We start from the raw sequence: 14137 nt of genomic DNA on the forward strand, positions 1-14137 counted from the left end.
GTTTTTCATATGGTGTAAGTCCCCGGCGGCGGAGGTGGTTGTGCGCGACCCCTTGGCAGAACCTTCGGACCTGATTCGCAGCGTGTCCCGAGCGCTACGGGTGCTGGAGTCGGTCGGTCGCGCCCCGAAGGGCCTGACCGTCAAGCAGATCGCCCGGCGCTGTGAGCTGACCGTGGCCACCACGTACCACCTGGTCCGCACCCTCGCCTACGAGGGCTACGTGATCCGTCGCGAGGACGGCACGTACATCGTGGGGTTGGAGGTGGCCGACCGGTACCGGGAGCTTGTCACCGCGTTCCGGGGCCCTCCGGTGGTCGGTGAGACGCTGCGGCGGGCCGCTCTGGACACCGGCTACAGCCACTACCTCGGTCGGTTCGTCGGCGGTCAGGTGGCCCTGACCGCGGTCGCCGAGGGGCACCGCTCGCCCCACCTGGAGGACCTGGTCCCCGGCTTCGACGAGGGGGCGCACGCCACAGCCCTCGGCAAGTCGTTGCTCGCCACCCTGACGAGCGACCAGCGCTACCGCTATCTGCGTGAGTACGGCATGCGCCCGTTCACCACCGCCACGCTGACCACCCCCGAGAGTTTCGAGGCCGACCTGGCCGCCGGCGACCGGCGCGGCATGCAGTTGGAGATGGGACAGTTCCGGCAGGGGGTGGCCTGCGCCGCGGTGCTCGTCGCGCCGGACAAGGACATGGAACGCCGCGTCGTGCTGGCCTGCGCGTTGCCGGCCAGCGAGATGATGACCTCCGCCCGGGTGGTACGCGCCAAGCTGCTCACCGTGGCCCGCAGCGTGGCCGACGGCATCGCCTCCGACAACTGACCGCCGAGAGGCCCTCTCCCCGGTTGGGAGAGGGCCTCTCGGGGCGGTCCAGCGCCGGACCGCCGGGAACAACGTCACCGGCCTTTCGGCCGCGGGTACGACGTCAGCTGCCCACCGGGCCGCCGTCGAGGCGCCAGGTGACCACCACGCCCGGCTTGGCGTAGTCGCCGTCCGGCCAGTTCGAGGCCGGGTTCTCCACCGAAGCGCCGGTGATCTCGCCCGGGTGCTGCACCGCGACGAAGAGCGAACGGTTGTCGCCGGTGATGAACGGGCCGCAGGTCTCCGCGCCGAGCGGCACGGTCAGGAACTGCTTGAGGTGACCCCGCTGCGGACCCTCCACGGCGGTGGCGAACAGGCCGTCGTTGCTGCCCAGCGCGTTGCCGTCGGTGGAGATCCAGAGGTTGCCGGTGGCGTCGAAGGCGACGTTGTCCGGGCAGGAGATCGGGGACACCTGGGCCTTGTCGTACCCGGCGAAGAACGTCGTCGGGTCGGTCGGGTCGCCGCAGACGATCGGCAGCGACCAGGCGAAGGTCTCCGCGGCGTTGTCGTTGCGGTCCTCGACCAACTCCAGGATCTGGCCGTGCTTGTTGGCGTTGCGCGGGTTGGCCTCGTCCGGCTTCGGGTTGCTGCCGACGCCGCGGTTGGTGTTGTTGGTCAACGCCACGTACACCTTGCCGGTGAGCAGGCTCGGCTCGACGTCCTCGGGGCGGTCCATCTTGGTCGCGCCGACCTTGTCACCGGCGAGCCGGGTGAAGGTGAGCACGTCGGCGGCGGTCATCCCGTCGACGAACGACCGGTTGCCGCTGACCAGCTTGATCCAGCGACCCCGGCCGTTGAAGGCGCCGTCGGTGGGGAGCTTGCCCGAGCCGTCGATCTCGGCGGCGCTGCTCTGGTCGAGCTTCGCCACGTAGAGCGTGCCGGACTCCAGCAGGGTCAGGTTGTGCTTGCGGGCAGCCCAGGAGTTGCCCTTCATGAACTTCTTGTCCGAGACGAACTTGTAGAGGTAGTCGAACCGCTCGTCGTCGCCCATGTACGCGACCACGTGGCCGTCCTTCGCGACGATCACGTTGGCACCCTCGTGCTTGAACCGGCCCAGCGCGGTGTGCTTGCGCGGGCGGCTCTCCGGGTCGAACGGGTCGATCTCGACGACCCAGCCGAAGCGGTGTGCCTCGTTGGGGTGCTTCGCCAGGTCGAAGCGCTCGTCCGCGCGCTCCCACTTGCGGCTGCCGCTGGGGTAGCGGCTGGCGGTGCCGATGCCGTAGCGGTCCAGCTTCGGCTTCAACTCGGCCGGGGCCGCGTCGGCGCCCACGAAGTACTGGTTGAAGTTCTCCTCGCCGGACAGCACGGTGCCCCACGGGGTCACGCCACCGGCGCAGTTGTTCAACGTGCCGACGACGGTACGACCCTTCGGGTCGGCGGCGGTCTTCAGCCAGGCCGAGCCGGCGGCCGGGCCGGTGAGATCGAACTTGGTGCTCAGCGCGGTGACCCGCCGGTTGTACGGCCGGGGGCCCTTGCCGACCGGCTGCCACTGCCCGGTGCCCGCGACGCGTTCGAGCTCCACCACTGACATGCCGTGCGCGGCCATGGCGGTGCGCAGCTGCTCCACGGAGAGCCCGTCCAGGCCCGGGAAGCCCGGGAACATCAGGTCCTCGTTGGTGTACTCGTGGTTGACCACGAGCAGCGCCCGCTTGCCCTGCTTGTCCAGCGGCAGCACACCGACGAAGTCGTTGTTGTAACCGAACTGCTTGGACTGCGCGGCGGCGCTCTGGTGGTGCAGGTTGAACTCCGGTGCACCCGGCAGCACCGGGTCACCCCACTTGATCACCACGGCGTGGTCGTAGCCATTCGGCACGACGAGGGTGTCCAACTTGTTCGGCGGGATCGGCTTGAAGGTCAGCGCCCCGCTGCCGACTCCGGTGCTCGGGCGGCCGAAACCGAAGGCCTCCGGGACGTCCGGGGTGGTGGCCGGTGCGGCCACGGCCGGGGCCGCACCGGCCAGCGCACCGGCCGCCGCGCCGCCGAAACCGAGCACCAGCGCGCCCACCGCGCCGGCCCGGACAACGCCACGCCGGGACATCTCGGCGTTCACCACGTCGCCGAAGTACGCGTTGTCGGAGGTGTTCGGTACCGGGTGGTCGCAGGCGTTTCCGCACCGGTACAGACAGGTCATGGCGTCACGGGTGCCATGGCGGGCGCCGGTCAACAGGGGGAGCAGCCGGGGGCGGTCGCTCATGGGGGAGGCCTCCAGAGGAGTCGGTGGCACGACAGGCGGCGTACCAGCCGGACGCTAGGAGGACGTGGTGAGCGCACGTCGGCCACGGTGTGAACCGGGCATGAACACCTTCACGGGCGGCAACCACCCCGCAACCGGCCTGACCTCGGGCTGAACCGATCGGCGTGACCGCACGTATTCCCAGGCGGACGCCACCGCCGGACGCGCGCCGGAAGCGAGGAGACCGCCATCAGCGACCACGACGCCCAACTGCTGCGCGCGTTGCACGACGAGCACGCGGAGGCGCTGTACACCCACGCCCTGCGGCTGGTCAACGGGGACCGGCAGCGGGCCGAGGACCTGGTCCAGGAGACGCTGCTGCGGGCCTGGCGACATCCGGAGTCACTCGACCCGAGACGCGGATCGGTGCGGTCCTGGCTGTTCACCACCGCCCGCAACCTGGCCATCGACGCCTGGCGGCGGCGATCCACCCGGGTCGGCGAGGTGTTCACCGACGACCTGCCGGAGCCGCCCGAGGTGATCGACGAGGCCGAACGGGCGGTGGAGGCGTGGACCGTCGCCGAAGCGCTGAACCGCCTCAGCCCGACCCACCGGGAAGTGCTGGTCGAGTGCTTCTACCAGGGGCGGTCGGTGGCCGAGGCGGCGTCCCGCCTGGGCGTGCCGCCGGGGACCGTGAAATCCCGCACCCACTACGCGCTGCGGTCTCTACGGTTGGTCCTTGCCGAGATGGGGGTGACGGGATGACCCGGTGCGAGTTCGCGTACGACGACGGCGCGTACGTGCTGGGTGCCCTGGCCCCTGCCGAGCGGGCGGCCTACGAGCGGCACCTCGGCGGCTGCGCCTCGTGCCGGGAGGCGGTCGCCGAGATCGCCGTGCTGCCCGGGTTGCTCGGACGCCTCGACCCGGCGGGGCTGGAGCAGATCCTGCCGCCACCGGCACCGCCCAGGGTGCCCGCGCTGCTCGCCGAGGCCCGCCAGCGCCGCCGTCGGGAACGCTTCGCGGACCGGCGACGGTACGCGCTGACCACACTGGCCGCCGCCGGGCTGGCGCTGCTGGTCGGCGTGGGGACGGCGATGGCGCTGCCCCGACCGGCCGGCCCTCCCGGGCCGCCCGGGGCGCAGGGCACCCCGGCCCCGCAGGTGTCGATGGTGGCCATGCGACCGGTGGCCGCCGCCGGGCCGGTGCACGCCGACCTCGGGCTCACCGGCACCAAGTGGGGTACCGAGGTGACCATGCGCTGCGGGTACGACGCGCGGACGAGCTACGGCAAGGCGTACCCGTTCCGGCTCGTGGCGCGCGGCCCGAACGGCGCCACCGAGCAGATCGGCTCCTGGCTGGCGGCCCCCGGTGACGATCTCAGCTTCACCGGTGCCACCAGGTTCACCGACGCCGAGCTGGTCAGCGTGGAACTGCAGAGGGCCGATGGCACGCCGATCCTCACCTACGCCGTCCCCTGACCCTGCGCGCGACCTCGGGTCAGGGGGTGGGGACGGGGGTTGGGGTTGGGGTGGGTCGGCGGGACTGGCGGGTGCGGCGGGAGGAGCGGACTGCGTCGGCGGTGAAGACGATCAGGGCCAGCCAGACCAGCGCGAAGCCGGCCAGACGGGCCGGCGGCATCGGCTCGTGGAAGATCAGCACACCGCAGCCGAGCTGAAGGATCGGCGCCAGGTACTGGATCATGCCGAGGCCGCTCAGGGGCAGCCGGTTGGCCGCCCCGGCGAACATGAGCAGCGGAATCGCCGTGGCCGCGCCGGCCAGCACCAGCAGTGCGGTGTGCCCGGCGGAGACGTGCCCGAAGGTCAGGTCGGCCTTCGCCGTGAGCCACCCCAGGTAGCCCAGCGCCGGCAACGCCAGCACCGCCGACTCGACGAAGAGCCCCTCGGCCGCCGGCAGCCCCAGCCGCTTCTTGACCAGGCCGTAGCCGGCGAAGCTGAACGCCAGGGTCAACGCCAGCCAGGGCAGCCGACCGTAGTCAATGGTGAGCACCGCGACCGCCGACGCGCCGATCCCGAGCGCCACCCACTGCGCCGGGCGTAGCCGCTCCCGCAGCACCGTCACCCCGAGCAGCACCACGACCAGCGGGTTGATGAAGTAACCGAGCGCGGTCTCCACCACCCGGTCGGAGTTCACCCCGTAGATGTAGGTGCCCCAGTTGACGGCGATCAGCGCGGCGGCGGCCACGATCCCCGCCATCGCCCAGGGGCGGCGCAGCAGCGCCCGCAGGAAGCCGACGTTGCGCAGCGCCGCCAGCAGCAGGGCCACGAAGAGCACCGACCAGACGATCCGGTGGGCCAGGATCTCCAGCGGGCCGGCGGGTCGCAGCAGCTTCAGGTAGAGCGGAAAGAAACCCCAGAGCAGGTACGCGCCGAGCCCGTAGAGGTATCCCAGGCGGAGTGGTGTCACGCTTCCACCGTAAGGGGCGTAGTGCTGCCTTGTTCCTTTCCGGTGATCGGGGTCACCGGCGGTCGCCGGTCGAGCTGCATCCACCGCTGCGGGTTGTCCAGCGGCGTGAAGCCAACCCCCGCGTACACCTGGTGCGCGTCGTTGGTGCAGAGCAGGATCCGGCGTACGCCCAGCTCGGCCAGGTGGTCGCGGACCGCGCCGGCCAGCCACCCGCCCAGTCCCCGTCCCCGGGCGGCCCGGTCGACGTACACGTCGCAGAGCCAGGCGAAGGTGGCACCGTCCGTGACGACCCGGGCCACCGCCACCTGGCGGCCGTCCTTCGGGCGGTAGATGCCGAACGGCAGTGAGCCGGCGAACGACCGTTCGGTGGTCTCCCGGTCCCGCCCGAGCGCCCAGTACGCGTCGGTGGACAACCAGTGGTGCACCAGGTCCAGATCGATCCGCGCCGGATCGGTGCTGAGCAGGTGACCGTCGGTGTGGGTCAGTGAGAACATGCCGCGACGCTAACCGTCGGGATGGGCACCCGGGCCGGCCAATTCCCGAACTCTGGTCAGCGGCCCGCCGGGGCCCCGGACCAGGTCGAGGGCCCCGGCAAGCCGGGTCGGTGTTGGCTGGTCGCCGGTCAGTCCCGGTCGAGGACGGCGCCGAGGATCCAGGTCACGATGCTCACGAAGAGAGCGCCGAGCACCGCCGCCGGCCAGAAACCGTCCACTTCGAACGGCAGCCCGGCCTGGTCGGCGATCCAGCTGGTGAGCAGGAACAGCAGACCGTTCACCACCAGGGCGATGAGACCCAGGGTCAGCAGGTAGAAGCCACAGCCGACGGTCTTGATGATCGGCTGGAGAACCGCGTTGACCACACCGAAGATCACCGCCACCAGAAGCAGCGTGGTCACCGTCTCGGTGGCCGAGTTCGAATCCAGGGAGATGCCCGGAATGAGGAGCGTGGCCAGCCAGAAAGCCAGAGCTGTGCTGGCCAGCCGAATCAGCAGACCTTTCAGAAAACCCATGGCGGGGATCGTGCCACGGACCACGCACCGGCGTAACCCGACAGCTGGCCATCCTGGTGATCAGCCGCGCCTCGGCGGCCCGACCGGTCAGCCGCGCCTCGGCGGCCCGATCAGCTGCGCCTCGATCGGTGTGGGGGAGAGCAGCGCCCAGCGCAGCGCCCGGCGGTTGACCACCGCCACCATGTCCTCCCGGATCCGGGTCAGCCACTCGGCCGAGCCGCCCAGCCCCAGCGCTGCTCCGGCCAGGGCGGCCTCGGCGGAGGTCAACGGCTGGAGCAGCGCCAGGTCGGCCCGGCTCAGCGTGTCCACATCCGCCGGTGTCAGCTCGTCGCGTACCACCAGTGTGGCCCGCCACGGCGGGCCCGGCGCGGCCTCGGCCGCCACCGGCCCGGCGTCGACGATCAACAACAACGGACGCAGCGCCGTACCCACCCCGTCGGCGACCGCCCGACCCGGCGGCAGCAACGGGATCGTGCCGCCCGGTGCGCCAACCCCCCGGACGAACGGCTCCCAGGCGCGTGGCCGGACCGTCTGCACCACCACCAGGGCGCCGAGTGCCAGCGCGCGCAGGCCCACCAGTTGGGCGGCGCGCACCCCGCCGACCAGCAGCACCCGGGTGCTCTCCGGCCGGAACAGTCGTACGGTGACGGCCCTGCCGTGCCGGTTGGTGCCGACCATCAGCCCCGCGTCGCCCACCGAGAGCTCCCAGTCGGTCACCGCTGCGCCGGGCTGCGACCCGGCTGCCGGTGGGCGGGGTTGCGCTCCGGACGCCGGCAACGCCAGCGGCAGCGTGGCGGCCAGCCCGCTCAGGTGGGCACCGTCGAGCCGCCGCAGCTTTCCGCCCAGGTCGGTCACCAGTCGGACCAGCGCCTCGGTGGCCGCCGCCAACTCGGCCGCCGTCCCGGCCGCCAGACGCACCGTCAGCTCGGTCGGCACTGCGGTGGTCGCCGGTGGATGCGACGACGGCGTCACCGTCGGCGCCGGACCCGAGCACAGGGACACCGTCGTGGCCGTCGCCGGCAGCGCGAGCAGGCGGGGCACCAGCCGGCGTCCACCCGTACCGCCCGGGTCGGGCCACTGGGTCAGCAGGAAGGTGGCCTGGACCAGAGTGCCGGACCGGATCACCGGCCAGGACTCCCGGACCGGTTCGCCGTCCTGGTGGGCCAACTCGCCCAGGACGCGCAGCGCCGCGGGCACCCCGAGCGGTCGCGCGGCCAACGGCCCGAGACGCCTGACGATCCGGCGGACCGTGCCGGCGAGCACCCGGCGCAGATCCTCCTCGGACCAACCGTCGACCCGCAGCACCCGGACGGCCACCACCGCCCGTTCCCGCCCGGCGAGCCGCCCGTCGGTGAGCTGCCGGTACGAGGTGCCGACCGTGCCACCGGCGCTCGGCACCGGTGCCGGTGCGCCCGCGAGCAGCAGTTGGACCAGCTGTGGGGGCAGGTCCGGCCCGGCCGGCGGGAGCAACGCGGCCGGGGCGGGGATCGCCTGGGACGCGTCGCCCAGCAGGTCGCCCGGGTCACCCAACTCCAGCAGCGCGACCATTCCCGTGGTGTCCGCCAGGACCGCCGCCGGCCCACCGGTCAGCTCGGTCGAGCGGACGACGGTGCCCGGGGCGACCAGGTCGAGCAGTTCAGCCGCTCCGGCCGGCCCGGTCAGCGCCCGACGGCGGGTGAGGTGCCCGACGGCGGTGCCCAGCCACTCGAAGAGCCACCGCCCCCGAAGCGGCACCCAGGCGGCCGCCACCAGCAGCACGGCCACCAGGGCGGCCGCCGCGACGACCGGTGCGGGGCGGCCCAGGGCGACGAGGACGAGCGCCGCCGCGACCTGCGCGGTGACCAGTTGGCCGGCTCGCGTGCGGGCACCCGCGCGACGGCCGACCGCCACCCAGCGGCCCACCGTCGACCGACGACCGGGCGCGCGCTGACCGGCCGACGCCGGGCCACTGTCGGTGGGTCGGGCCGGCCCGGTCGCCGGTGCGCGGGCCCCTGCCCCGGAGTCGACAGGGGTCGGTGGGTGCGGCCCTCCGGTGGTGATCGCCGGCACCGTGCCTCCTCGACCAGTGGGACCGGGTCGGGCGGTCGGCCGCCGCTGACGGCCCGTCACGCGCCGCGACGTGGCTGCGGCACATCGTAAGCGACCGATGGCCGCCTCGGTTGTCCACAGGGGAAGCCCGTGGGGTGGCAGAACTGCTACGAGGTCGCTACCGTCAGCCACGAAGTCCTTCGCTGACCCGTGTCTCAGTGCTCGACGACCGGGCCAAGCGACGACGCGTCGCCCACCGTGGACGCGTCGACGGCCAGGTTCGATCCGAGAAACGAGGTGACGTCCGGGTGTCCCAAACCAAGGCAGAAGCCGCAGTCATGCAGCAGACCGCCGCGAAGTTCGAGCAGGTGGACCAGTCGTTGCAGTCCATGCTGACCGGCCTGTTGGCCGAGCTGGAGGTGTTGCAGCAGGCCTGGCGTGGCGCTGGCGGCCGGTCGTTCGAGCAGGTCAAGCAGCAGTGGTCACAGGACCAGGCCGCGCTGCACCGCGCCCTGCGGGAGACCGCCGGTGCGATCCGCACCGCCGGCCGGCAGTACGACGTGTCCGACGACGAGGTGGCCAGCCGGGTGGCCGGCACCAACCGCGGCGGCATCCAGCTGCCGCTCTGATCCCGCTGGGGAGGGAATCCGATGGACCATGGTGTGCTGGTCGTCAACTTCGCCGCGCTGCAGCAGGCCGGCGCTGACATCCAGAAAGCGTTGAACACCCTCGACGCGCAACTCGGTCAACTCGAACGGGACGCCGCCCCGCTGGTGGCGAGCTGGACGGGCGAGGCGCGGCAGGCCTACGAGCAGCGGCAGGCGCGGTGGCGCTCGGCCTCACAGGACCTCCAGGCGATGCTGCGTGACATCAGGCTGGCGGTGAACGACTCCGCCACCGACTACCTGGACACCGAGAAGAAGAACACCGGGCTGTTCCAGTGAGCGATGTGGGCCGGGAGCGCTGACCGTGTCCGGGTCAGCGCCCCGCCCGCGGCCGGTCGCAGGGCCGGGCCGCGAGTGGGTGGGCTCAGGCCGGGCCGGCCGGGCGCCAGCGCCGACGGGCGCCCCGGGGCACCACCACTGCCAGCAGCGCCACGGTGAGCGCCGTCATGCCGACCACCGCGCCGACCAGCAGGGCCCGGTCCCGCGCGGCGGCCCGGCGGGTCTGGCGGGCGCGTTGCGCCGGGTCGGCCCGGTCGTCGGCGAGCGCGGCGACCGGCACCGCGCCCGCCGGCCGGCCGCCGCTGGTCTCGGTGACCGCCCGGTATGGGTTCAACACCCCGGCGCCGTACCCGCCGCCGTGGCCCGCGCCCGGAGCTGGATCGGCGGTGGCGATGATCCGCTCCGCGACCTGGGCGGCGGTCAGCTCCGGCCGGTACTCCCGCAGCAGAGCTGCCGTGGCGGCCACGAAGGGCGCCGCGTAACTGGTGCCTTCGACCCGGTGGTGGCCTGCGCCGGGGGCGGCGGTCAGCACCTCGCTGCCGGGTGCCACCAGGTCGACGTACGGGCCGGTCTGCGAGAAGGTCGCCCGCCCGCCGTCCGCCCCGATCGCGCCCACACCGAGCACCCCGTCGTAACCGGCGGGGAACGGTCGGGGGTTCCCGCTGTCGTGCAGGTTCCCGGCGGCGGCCACCAGCACCACGTTCCGGTCGACCGCGTACCGGACGGCAGCACGGACCTCGGGGTCGTCCGCGTACAGCACCACGGACAGGTTCACCACGTCGGCGTCGTGGTCGACGGCCCACCGGATGGCCCGGGCGAACTCGTCGGCGCTGACCGTACGCCCCGACTCCCGCCCCTGCACCACCTGTTGCTCACTCACCCGCACCGGCAGGATCCGGGCACCCGGCGCGAGCCCGCGGAAGGCGACGTCGGGGTGGGGCGCCGCCGCGATGATGCTCGCCACACCGGTGCCGTGCCCGGCGCAGTCCCGACGGCCGTCCCCGCCGGGGTCGAGCAGGTCGGCACCGGCCAGCACCCGCCCGGCCAGCTGCGGGTGCACCCGGTCCACCCCGGAGTCGACCACCGCGACGGTCACCCCGACGCCGGTGGCCAGCGGCGCGAGCCGGGCGGGGTCGTACCGTTGCTGCGGCCAGGGCGCGGCGGTGACCGGCCGGACGGGGGCGAGTGCCGTCGCGCAGGCCGGCGCCGCCCGGAACCCGGCGGCGACGGCGACGGTCGGAAGGGCCGGTACGGTCAAGAGGCTGGCGGCCAGACCGGCGAGGACCGGGCGCGTGATCGACCGGGACATCGACGCCCTCCGTATCGTGTCGGCTCCGGAACGGGATGTTATCGCCTCCCCGACACCCTGACCGGCCGCCGCCGGCCAGCCATTGTGATCTTGGTGCCACCTTGTAGGTTGTACGCGATACCTGTGGCCTGTTCTCGGAAGGGGAGGTGGCCGTGACCGCATGGGAGCCGGCCACGGAGGCCGAGGTGGCGATGCGCGACGCGCTGCGCGCCAACGACCAGGAGCTCTACTTCCGGCTCCTATCCCGCACCGATGTGCTGCTGCCGGTCTCCGCGCCGACGCGGCCCGGCCAGCCACCCGCCGGATGGGGCACCTGGACCACCGGCGGCCGGACCCACGTCCTGGCCTTCACCTCCGCCGCCGCACTGCGGGCCTGCCTGGGCGACAACGCCGGCAGCAACCGGCGCATCCCCTTCGCCGATCTCGCGGCCAGTTGGCCCAACCACGAGTGGTGGCTCGCCGTCAATCCGGGGCTGCCGGTCGAGGGTTACCTGCCGGCCTGGTTCGTGTCGCAGCTGTCCCGGGGCGACGTGCGGCTGCCCGGCCGGGCCATGGGTGCCCGCGCTCGGCTGGAGCGAGCCGAGACGTTGGCCCGCACCCGGCCCGGCATGCCACCTCGCGACGCCGCGCCAGCCGCCGGATCGGCCCCGGCGACCGGGGCGGCCCCGTCCGGGCCCGAGAGCGCTCCGATCTCGCCCCGAAGGCCGAGCCGGGGCGGACTGCCCCGGGTCGGTACGCCGTCGGTGCCGGGCCCGGCACCCCGGCCACCCGTTCCCGCCGAGCCGCCGCGCCGCGCCGGCCAGGAGGACCTGCCCGCCGCCGGCCAGCGGCACCCGAGCGAGCCACCCCGGCCCGCACCCGGCAGCGGAGCCCTGCCCCGCACCGGCCGGCCGTCCCGGTTCACCCCGTTGGCGTCCGCCGCCCCCACCACCGAGCAACAGGGGCCGAGCGGGGGCTGGCCGGCGCCGACCCGGCCGGTGGACGACGGCCCCGCCGTGGGTAACGGCAACAGCGGCCCCCAGGCGGCGCCCCGGCGCTCCTTCTTCGACCCCAGCCCCGCCCGCGATCCGGCCCCGAGCGGGGGTCGTCAGGGTGACCGGGCGGCCCCGCCGACCCGGTTCGGGCGAGGCAGCCAGCCCTTTCCCCGCCGTCGCCCAGCCGACGCTCCGGCCGACGAGACGGCGACGCGGGCCTTCCAGGTGGCAGCGGACCCGGCGGCCACCCAGCCGATCCGGCGGCCGGAGGGCGGCCCCGGCACGTCCCGGAGGGTGGACGTGCCGGCATCCGGCGAGGAGATCACCCAACCGCTGCGGCCGCGTCGGCACAACCCGCTTGCCGAGGAGCCCACCCGCGCGTTCCGGGTGACCGCTGAGCCTCCCCTGACCGGTGCCCCTGGGCGGCCCGATCCCTCGGCGGAGGCGACGCAGGCCATCCCGCAGGACCGGCAGGGCCGGTTCGGGCCGACAGAGGACCTGCCGGAGTCCGTCGCGGAACCGGTCTCCGGGCCACCCGCGCCGCGCCGCGGCTTCACGCCCATCGTCATCGAGGGCACCATCATCGAGTCCCGCGACCTCACCGACCCGGTCGAGAGCGGCGCGCCGGCCGAGACGGCCCACCGGCCCAGCCCCGCCGAGGCCGCCCCGCCACCGTTCGGCTCGCCGCCCCCCGGTCCGGGCCTGTTCGTTCCCTCGTCTCCCGGCCCCAGCGCCGCCGAGGCCGCCCCGCCACCGTTCGGCTCGCCGCCCCCCGGCCCCGGCCTGTTCGATCCGTCGCCCCCCGGCCCCTCCGCTCCCGCGTCGTTCAACCTCGGTCAACCGGTCGCGAGCCCGCCCGTCCCGCCCCCCTCGATTCCGACGGAGGCCGGCGATGGCAGCGGTGATCCGGGTTTCGACGGCCGTGTCGACACCCCGCTCGGTGCCGACCGCGCCGACAGCGGTGCCCCGTCGGCCGGCCTGAACGGTTCGGAGCAGGCCGGCGGCGAGGGCATGTTCGGCGGCGAGAGCGTGTTCGGCGGCGACGGCCCGCATCCGCCGGCCGACGAGCCGGCGCCGGTCGAGTTCGAGCCGGCCAACACGGTCGAGGAGGACCTGCTCAGCGCCGCCAGCTCCGGCAGCACCGACACCTTCCTGTCCACCCTGCTGCTGGCCCGGGTGCTGCTTCCGGCGGCACCGGACTCGGCACCGGGAAGCCGCCCGGGAGATCCCGGCTTCGTCTGGCGTACCGGGCAACTCGACGGCGAGACGTACGTGGTGGTCTACACGTCACCGGAGCGCCTCGCCGACCACGTCGACGGGGACGTCGACACGGTCCGGGTGAAGTTCGCCCAACTGATCCGGCGCTGGCCCGACGAGGACTGGTCGTTCGCGGTCAACCCGGGCACGCCGGTCGGTGCGAAGTTACCCGGCGAACAGATCGTCGCGTTGGCCAACTGGGCCGCCGAGGTGGGGCTCGGCGACGACCTGGAAGTCGACCAGGTGGAGGCGCCGGCCGCGGCCGAGCCGGCCGCCCGCCCCCGGTACGCCCCGGCGGCTGTCGACCCGACCCGGCCGACGGTCATGCAGAAGGCGATCGCACCGAGCCAGCTCGCGTACTACCTGGACCGTGGGTACGACCGGGTGTCCGGGTTCGTGCACCGGGCCGGTGAACTGTCCCACCTGACCACACCGGCTCAGCTGCACGAGGCGCTCGGCCTCAGCTACCCCGGCTCGCCGTTCGCCCCGGACGCCGACGAGATCTACGTGCTGCGCTGGCCGGCGCACCGGCCGAGTCTCTACCGCATCCCCTACGGCGGTCAGAACGAGTCGGCGATGCGGGCCATGGAGGGCTGGGTCATCGAACGCCCGCCGTTCCGGGGCAACGGCTTCGCCCCGGGCGAGAGCAGCGACGTGGTGGCGGAGTTCAAAGTGGACAGCGCGCGCCTGCCGCACGGTGCCCAACTCTGGCGGATCGGCGCGGACGGCACCGAGCGGGTGGTCGCGGAACTGGACACCGACTCGGTCACCTGGCGACGGGTCGGGGAGGCGTGATGCGCGACGGTTACGTGGCCCGGTGGCAGGGCCGGGAATACCAGGCCAGCCCGGACGGCGACGACATCCGCCTCTACCAACCCGAGCCCGGTGAGGGCTTCGAGGAGGTCCGGGCGGGCCGTTACGTCCGGGTGCTGCCGGCGAGCGAGATCGAGGATCTGGCGTACGTGCGGACCACCTGCACCTGGAAGGGGCAGCCGTTCATCGTGCTCGGTGAGCACGACGCGTGGCTGCGGGTGGAGTACACCGGTGGTCGCTGGCCGGTGGCCGAGGCGATGCGGCTGGAGGTCTTCGACTTCGGCGTCTACCAGGGTTGGGCACCGGCCGCCGAGGTCACCGACCTGCGCGAACAGCGGGTCTGA

13 protein-coding genes are annotated in these 14137 nt (G+C 73.5%); 7 read left to right on the top strand and 6 right to left on the bottom strand.

Annotation, left to right across the window (positions count from 1 at the left end; genetic code table 11):
* Nucleotides 1–40: 40 nt before the first annotated feature.
* On the top strand, nucleotides 41–823 hold the full coding sequence (locus tag QCZ28_RS01045) for an IclR family transcriptional regulator C-terminal domain-containing protein (protein ID WP_279514785.1): 783 nt from the start codon (nucleotides 41–43) through the stop codon (nucleotides 821–823).
* A gap of 103 nt (nucleotides 824–926) precedes the next feature.
* On the opposite strand, the gene QCZ28_RS01050 is transcribed toward QCZ28_RS01045, so the two are convergent.
* Nucleotides 927–3056: a PhoX family phosphatase gene (locus QCZ28_RS01050; RefSeq protein WP_279514786.1), complete on the bottom strand. Its 2130-nt coding sequence runs from the start codon at nucleotides 3054–3056 to the stop codon at nucleotides 927–929.
* A gap of 249 nt (nucleotides 3057–3305) precedes the next feature.
* On the opposite strand from QCZ28_RS01050, the gene QCZ28_RS01055 reads away from it, so the two are divergent.
* Complete coding sequence (locus QCZ28_RS01055; protein WP_279515278.1) at nucleotides 3306–3800, top strand: sigma-70 family RNA polymerase sigma factor; 495 nt, start codon at nucleotides 3306–3308, stop codon at nucleotides 3798–3800.
* On the top strand, nucleotides 3797–4513 hold the full coding sequence (locus QCZ28_RS01060; protein WP_279514787.1) for a zf-HC2 domain-containing protein: 717 nt from the start codon (nucleotides 3797–3799) through the stop codon (nucleotides 4511–4513). Before QCZ28_RS01055 ends, QCZ28_RS01060 begins: the two co-directional genes overlap by 4 nt.
* 19 nt (nucleotides 4514–4532) lie before the next feature.
* On the opposite strand, the gene rarD is transcribed toward QCZ28_RS01060, so the two are convergent.
* The 4 genes from rarD to eccE form a co-directional block, all read right to left on the bottom strand.
* Entirely contained in the window at nucleotides 4533–5459 is a 927-nt protein-coding gene (rarD, locus tag QCZ28_RS01065; RefSeq protein ID WP_279514788.1) for an EamA family transporter RarD, read from the bottom strand.
* Nucleotides 5456–5953 (bottom strand): GNAT family N-acetyltransferase, encoded by a 498-nt coding sequence (locus QCZ28_RS01070; protein WP_279514789.1) that lies wholly within the window; start codon nucleotides 5951–5953, stop codon nucleotides 5456–5458. Before QCZ28_RS01070 ends, rarD begins: the two co-directional genes overlap by 4 nt.
* Before the next feature lie 128 nt (nucleotides 5954–6081).
* Entirely contained in the window at nucleotides 6082–6468 is a 387-nt protein-coding gene (locus QCZ28_RS01075) for a phage holin family protein (protein WP_030334166.1), read from the bottom strand.
* A gap of 87 nt (nucleotides 6469–6555) precedes the next feature.
* Entirely contained in the window at nucleotides 6556–8370 is a 1815-nt protein-coding gene (eccE, locus tag QCZ28_RS01080) for a type VII secretion protein EccE (RefSeq protein WP_279515279.1), read from the bottom strand.
* Nucleotides 8371–8804: 434 nt separating this feature from the next.
* Here eccE and QCZ28_RS01085 point away from each other — a divergent pair, with 434 nt between their 5' ends.
* On the top strand, nucleotides 8805–9125 hold the full coding sequence (locus QCZ28_RS01085) for a WXG100 family type VII secretion target (RefSeq protein WP_030334170.1): 321 nt from the start codon (nucleotides 8805–8807) through the stop codon (nucleotides 9123–9125).
* Nucleotides 9126–9146: 21 nt separating this feature from the next.
* Nucleotides 9147–9440, top strand: coding sequence for a WXG100 family type VII secretion target (locus tag QCZ28_RS01090; protein WP_030334171.1), 294 nt, complete (start codon nucleotides 9147–9149; stop codon nucleotides 9438–9440).
* 85 nt (nucleotides 9441–9525) lie between these two features.
* Here the strand turns inward: QCZ28_RS01090 and mycP are convergent, their stop codons facing one another.
* Nucleotides 9526–10749 carry a type VII secretion-associated serine protease mycosin gene (gene mycP, locus QCZ28_RS01095; RefSeq protein ID WP_279514790.1) on the bottom strand — a complete coding sequence of 408 codons (1224 nt, stop codon included), beginning with the start codon at nucleotides 10747–10749 and terminating at the stop codon, nucleotides 9526–9528.
* Between the two features lie 152 nt (nucleotides 10750–10901).
* Between mycP and QCZ28_RS01100 the strand changes: the two genes are divergently transcribed.
* Both QCZ28_RS01100 and QCZ28_RS01105 read left to right on the top strand, forming a co-directional pair.
* Nucleotides 10902–13775, top strand: coding sequence for an SseB family protein (locus QCZ28_RS01100; RefSeq protein ID WP_279514791.1), 2874 nt, complete (start codon nucleotides 10902–10904; stop codon nucleotides 13773–13775).
* The gene (locus QCZ28_RS01105; RefSeq protein ID WP_030334177.1) at nucleotides 13772–14137 is read left to right on the top strand and encodes a hypothetical protein; all 366 of its coding nucleotides are present in this window, start codon (nucleotides 13772–13774) and stop codon (nucleotides 14135–14137) included. Before QCZ28_RS01100 ends, QCZ28_RS01105 begins: the two co-directional genes overlap by 4 nt.

The organism is Micromonospora sp. DH14, from assembly GCF_029809455.1.
In the GTDB taxonomy this organism is placed as follows: Bacteria; Actinomycetota; Actinomycetes; order Mycobacteriales; family Micromonosporaceae; genus Micromonospora; species Micromonospora parva.

Excerpts from the sequence above, each read along its gene's own strand:
- QCZ28_RS01050 (WP_279514786.1), bottom strand. The coding sequence starts at position 3,056 with ATGAGCGACCGCCCCCGGCTGCTCCCCCTGTTGACCGGCGCCCGCCAT.
- QCZ28_RS01060 (WP_279514787.1), top strand. The coding sequence starts at position 3,797 with ATGACCCGGTGCGAGTTCGCGTACGACGACGGCGCGTACGTGCTGGGT.
- QCZ28_RS01070 (WP_279514789.1), bottom strand. The coding sequence starts at position 5,953 with ATGTTCTCACTGACCCACACCGACGGTCACCTGCTCAGCACCGATCCG.
- QCZ28_RS01075 (WP_030334166.1), bottom strand. The coding sequence starts at position 6,468 with ATGGGTTTTCTGAAAGGTCTGCTGATTCGGCTGGCCAGCACAGCTCTG.
- QCZ28_RS01090 (WP_030334171.1), top strand. The coding sequence starts at position 9,147 with ATGGACCATGGTGTGCTGGTCGTCAACTTCGCCGCGCTGCAGCAGGCC.
- mycP (WP_279514790.1), bottom strand. The coding sequence starts at position 10,749 with ATGTCCCGGTCGATCACGCGCCCGGTCCTCGCCGGTCTGGCCGCCAGC.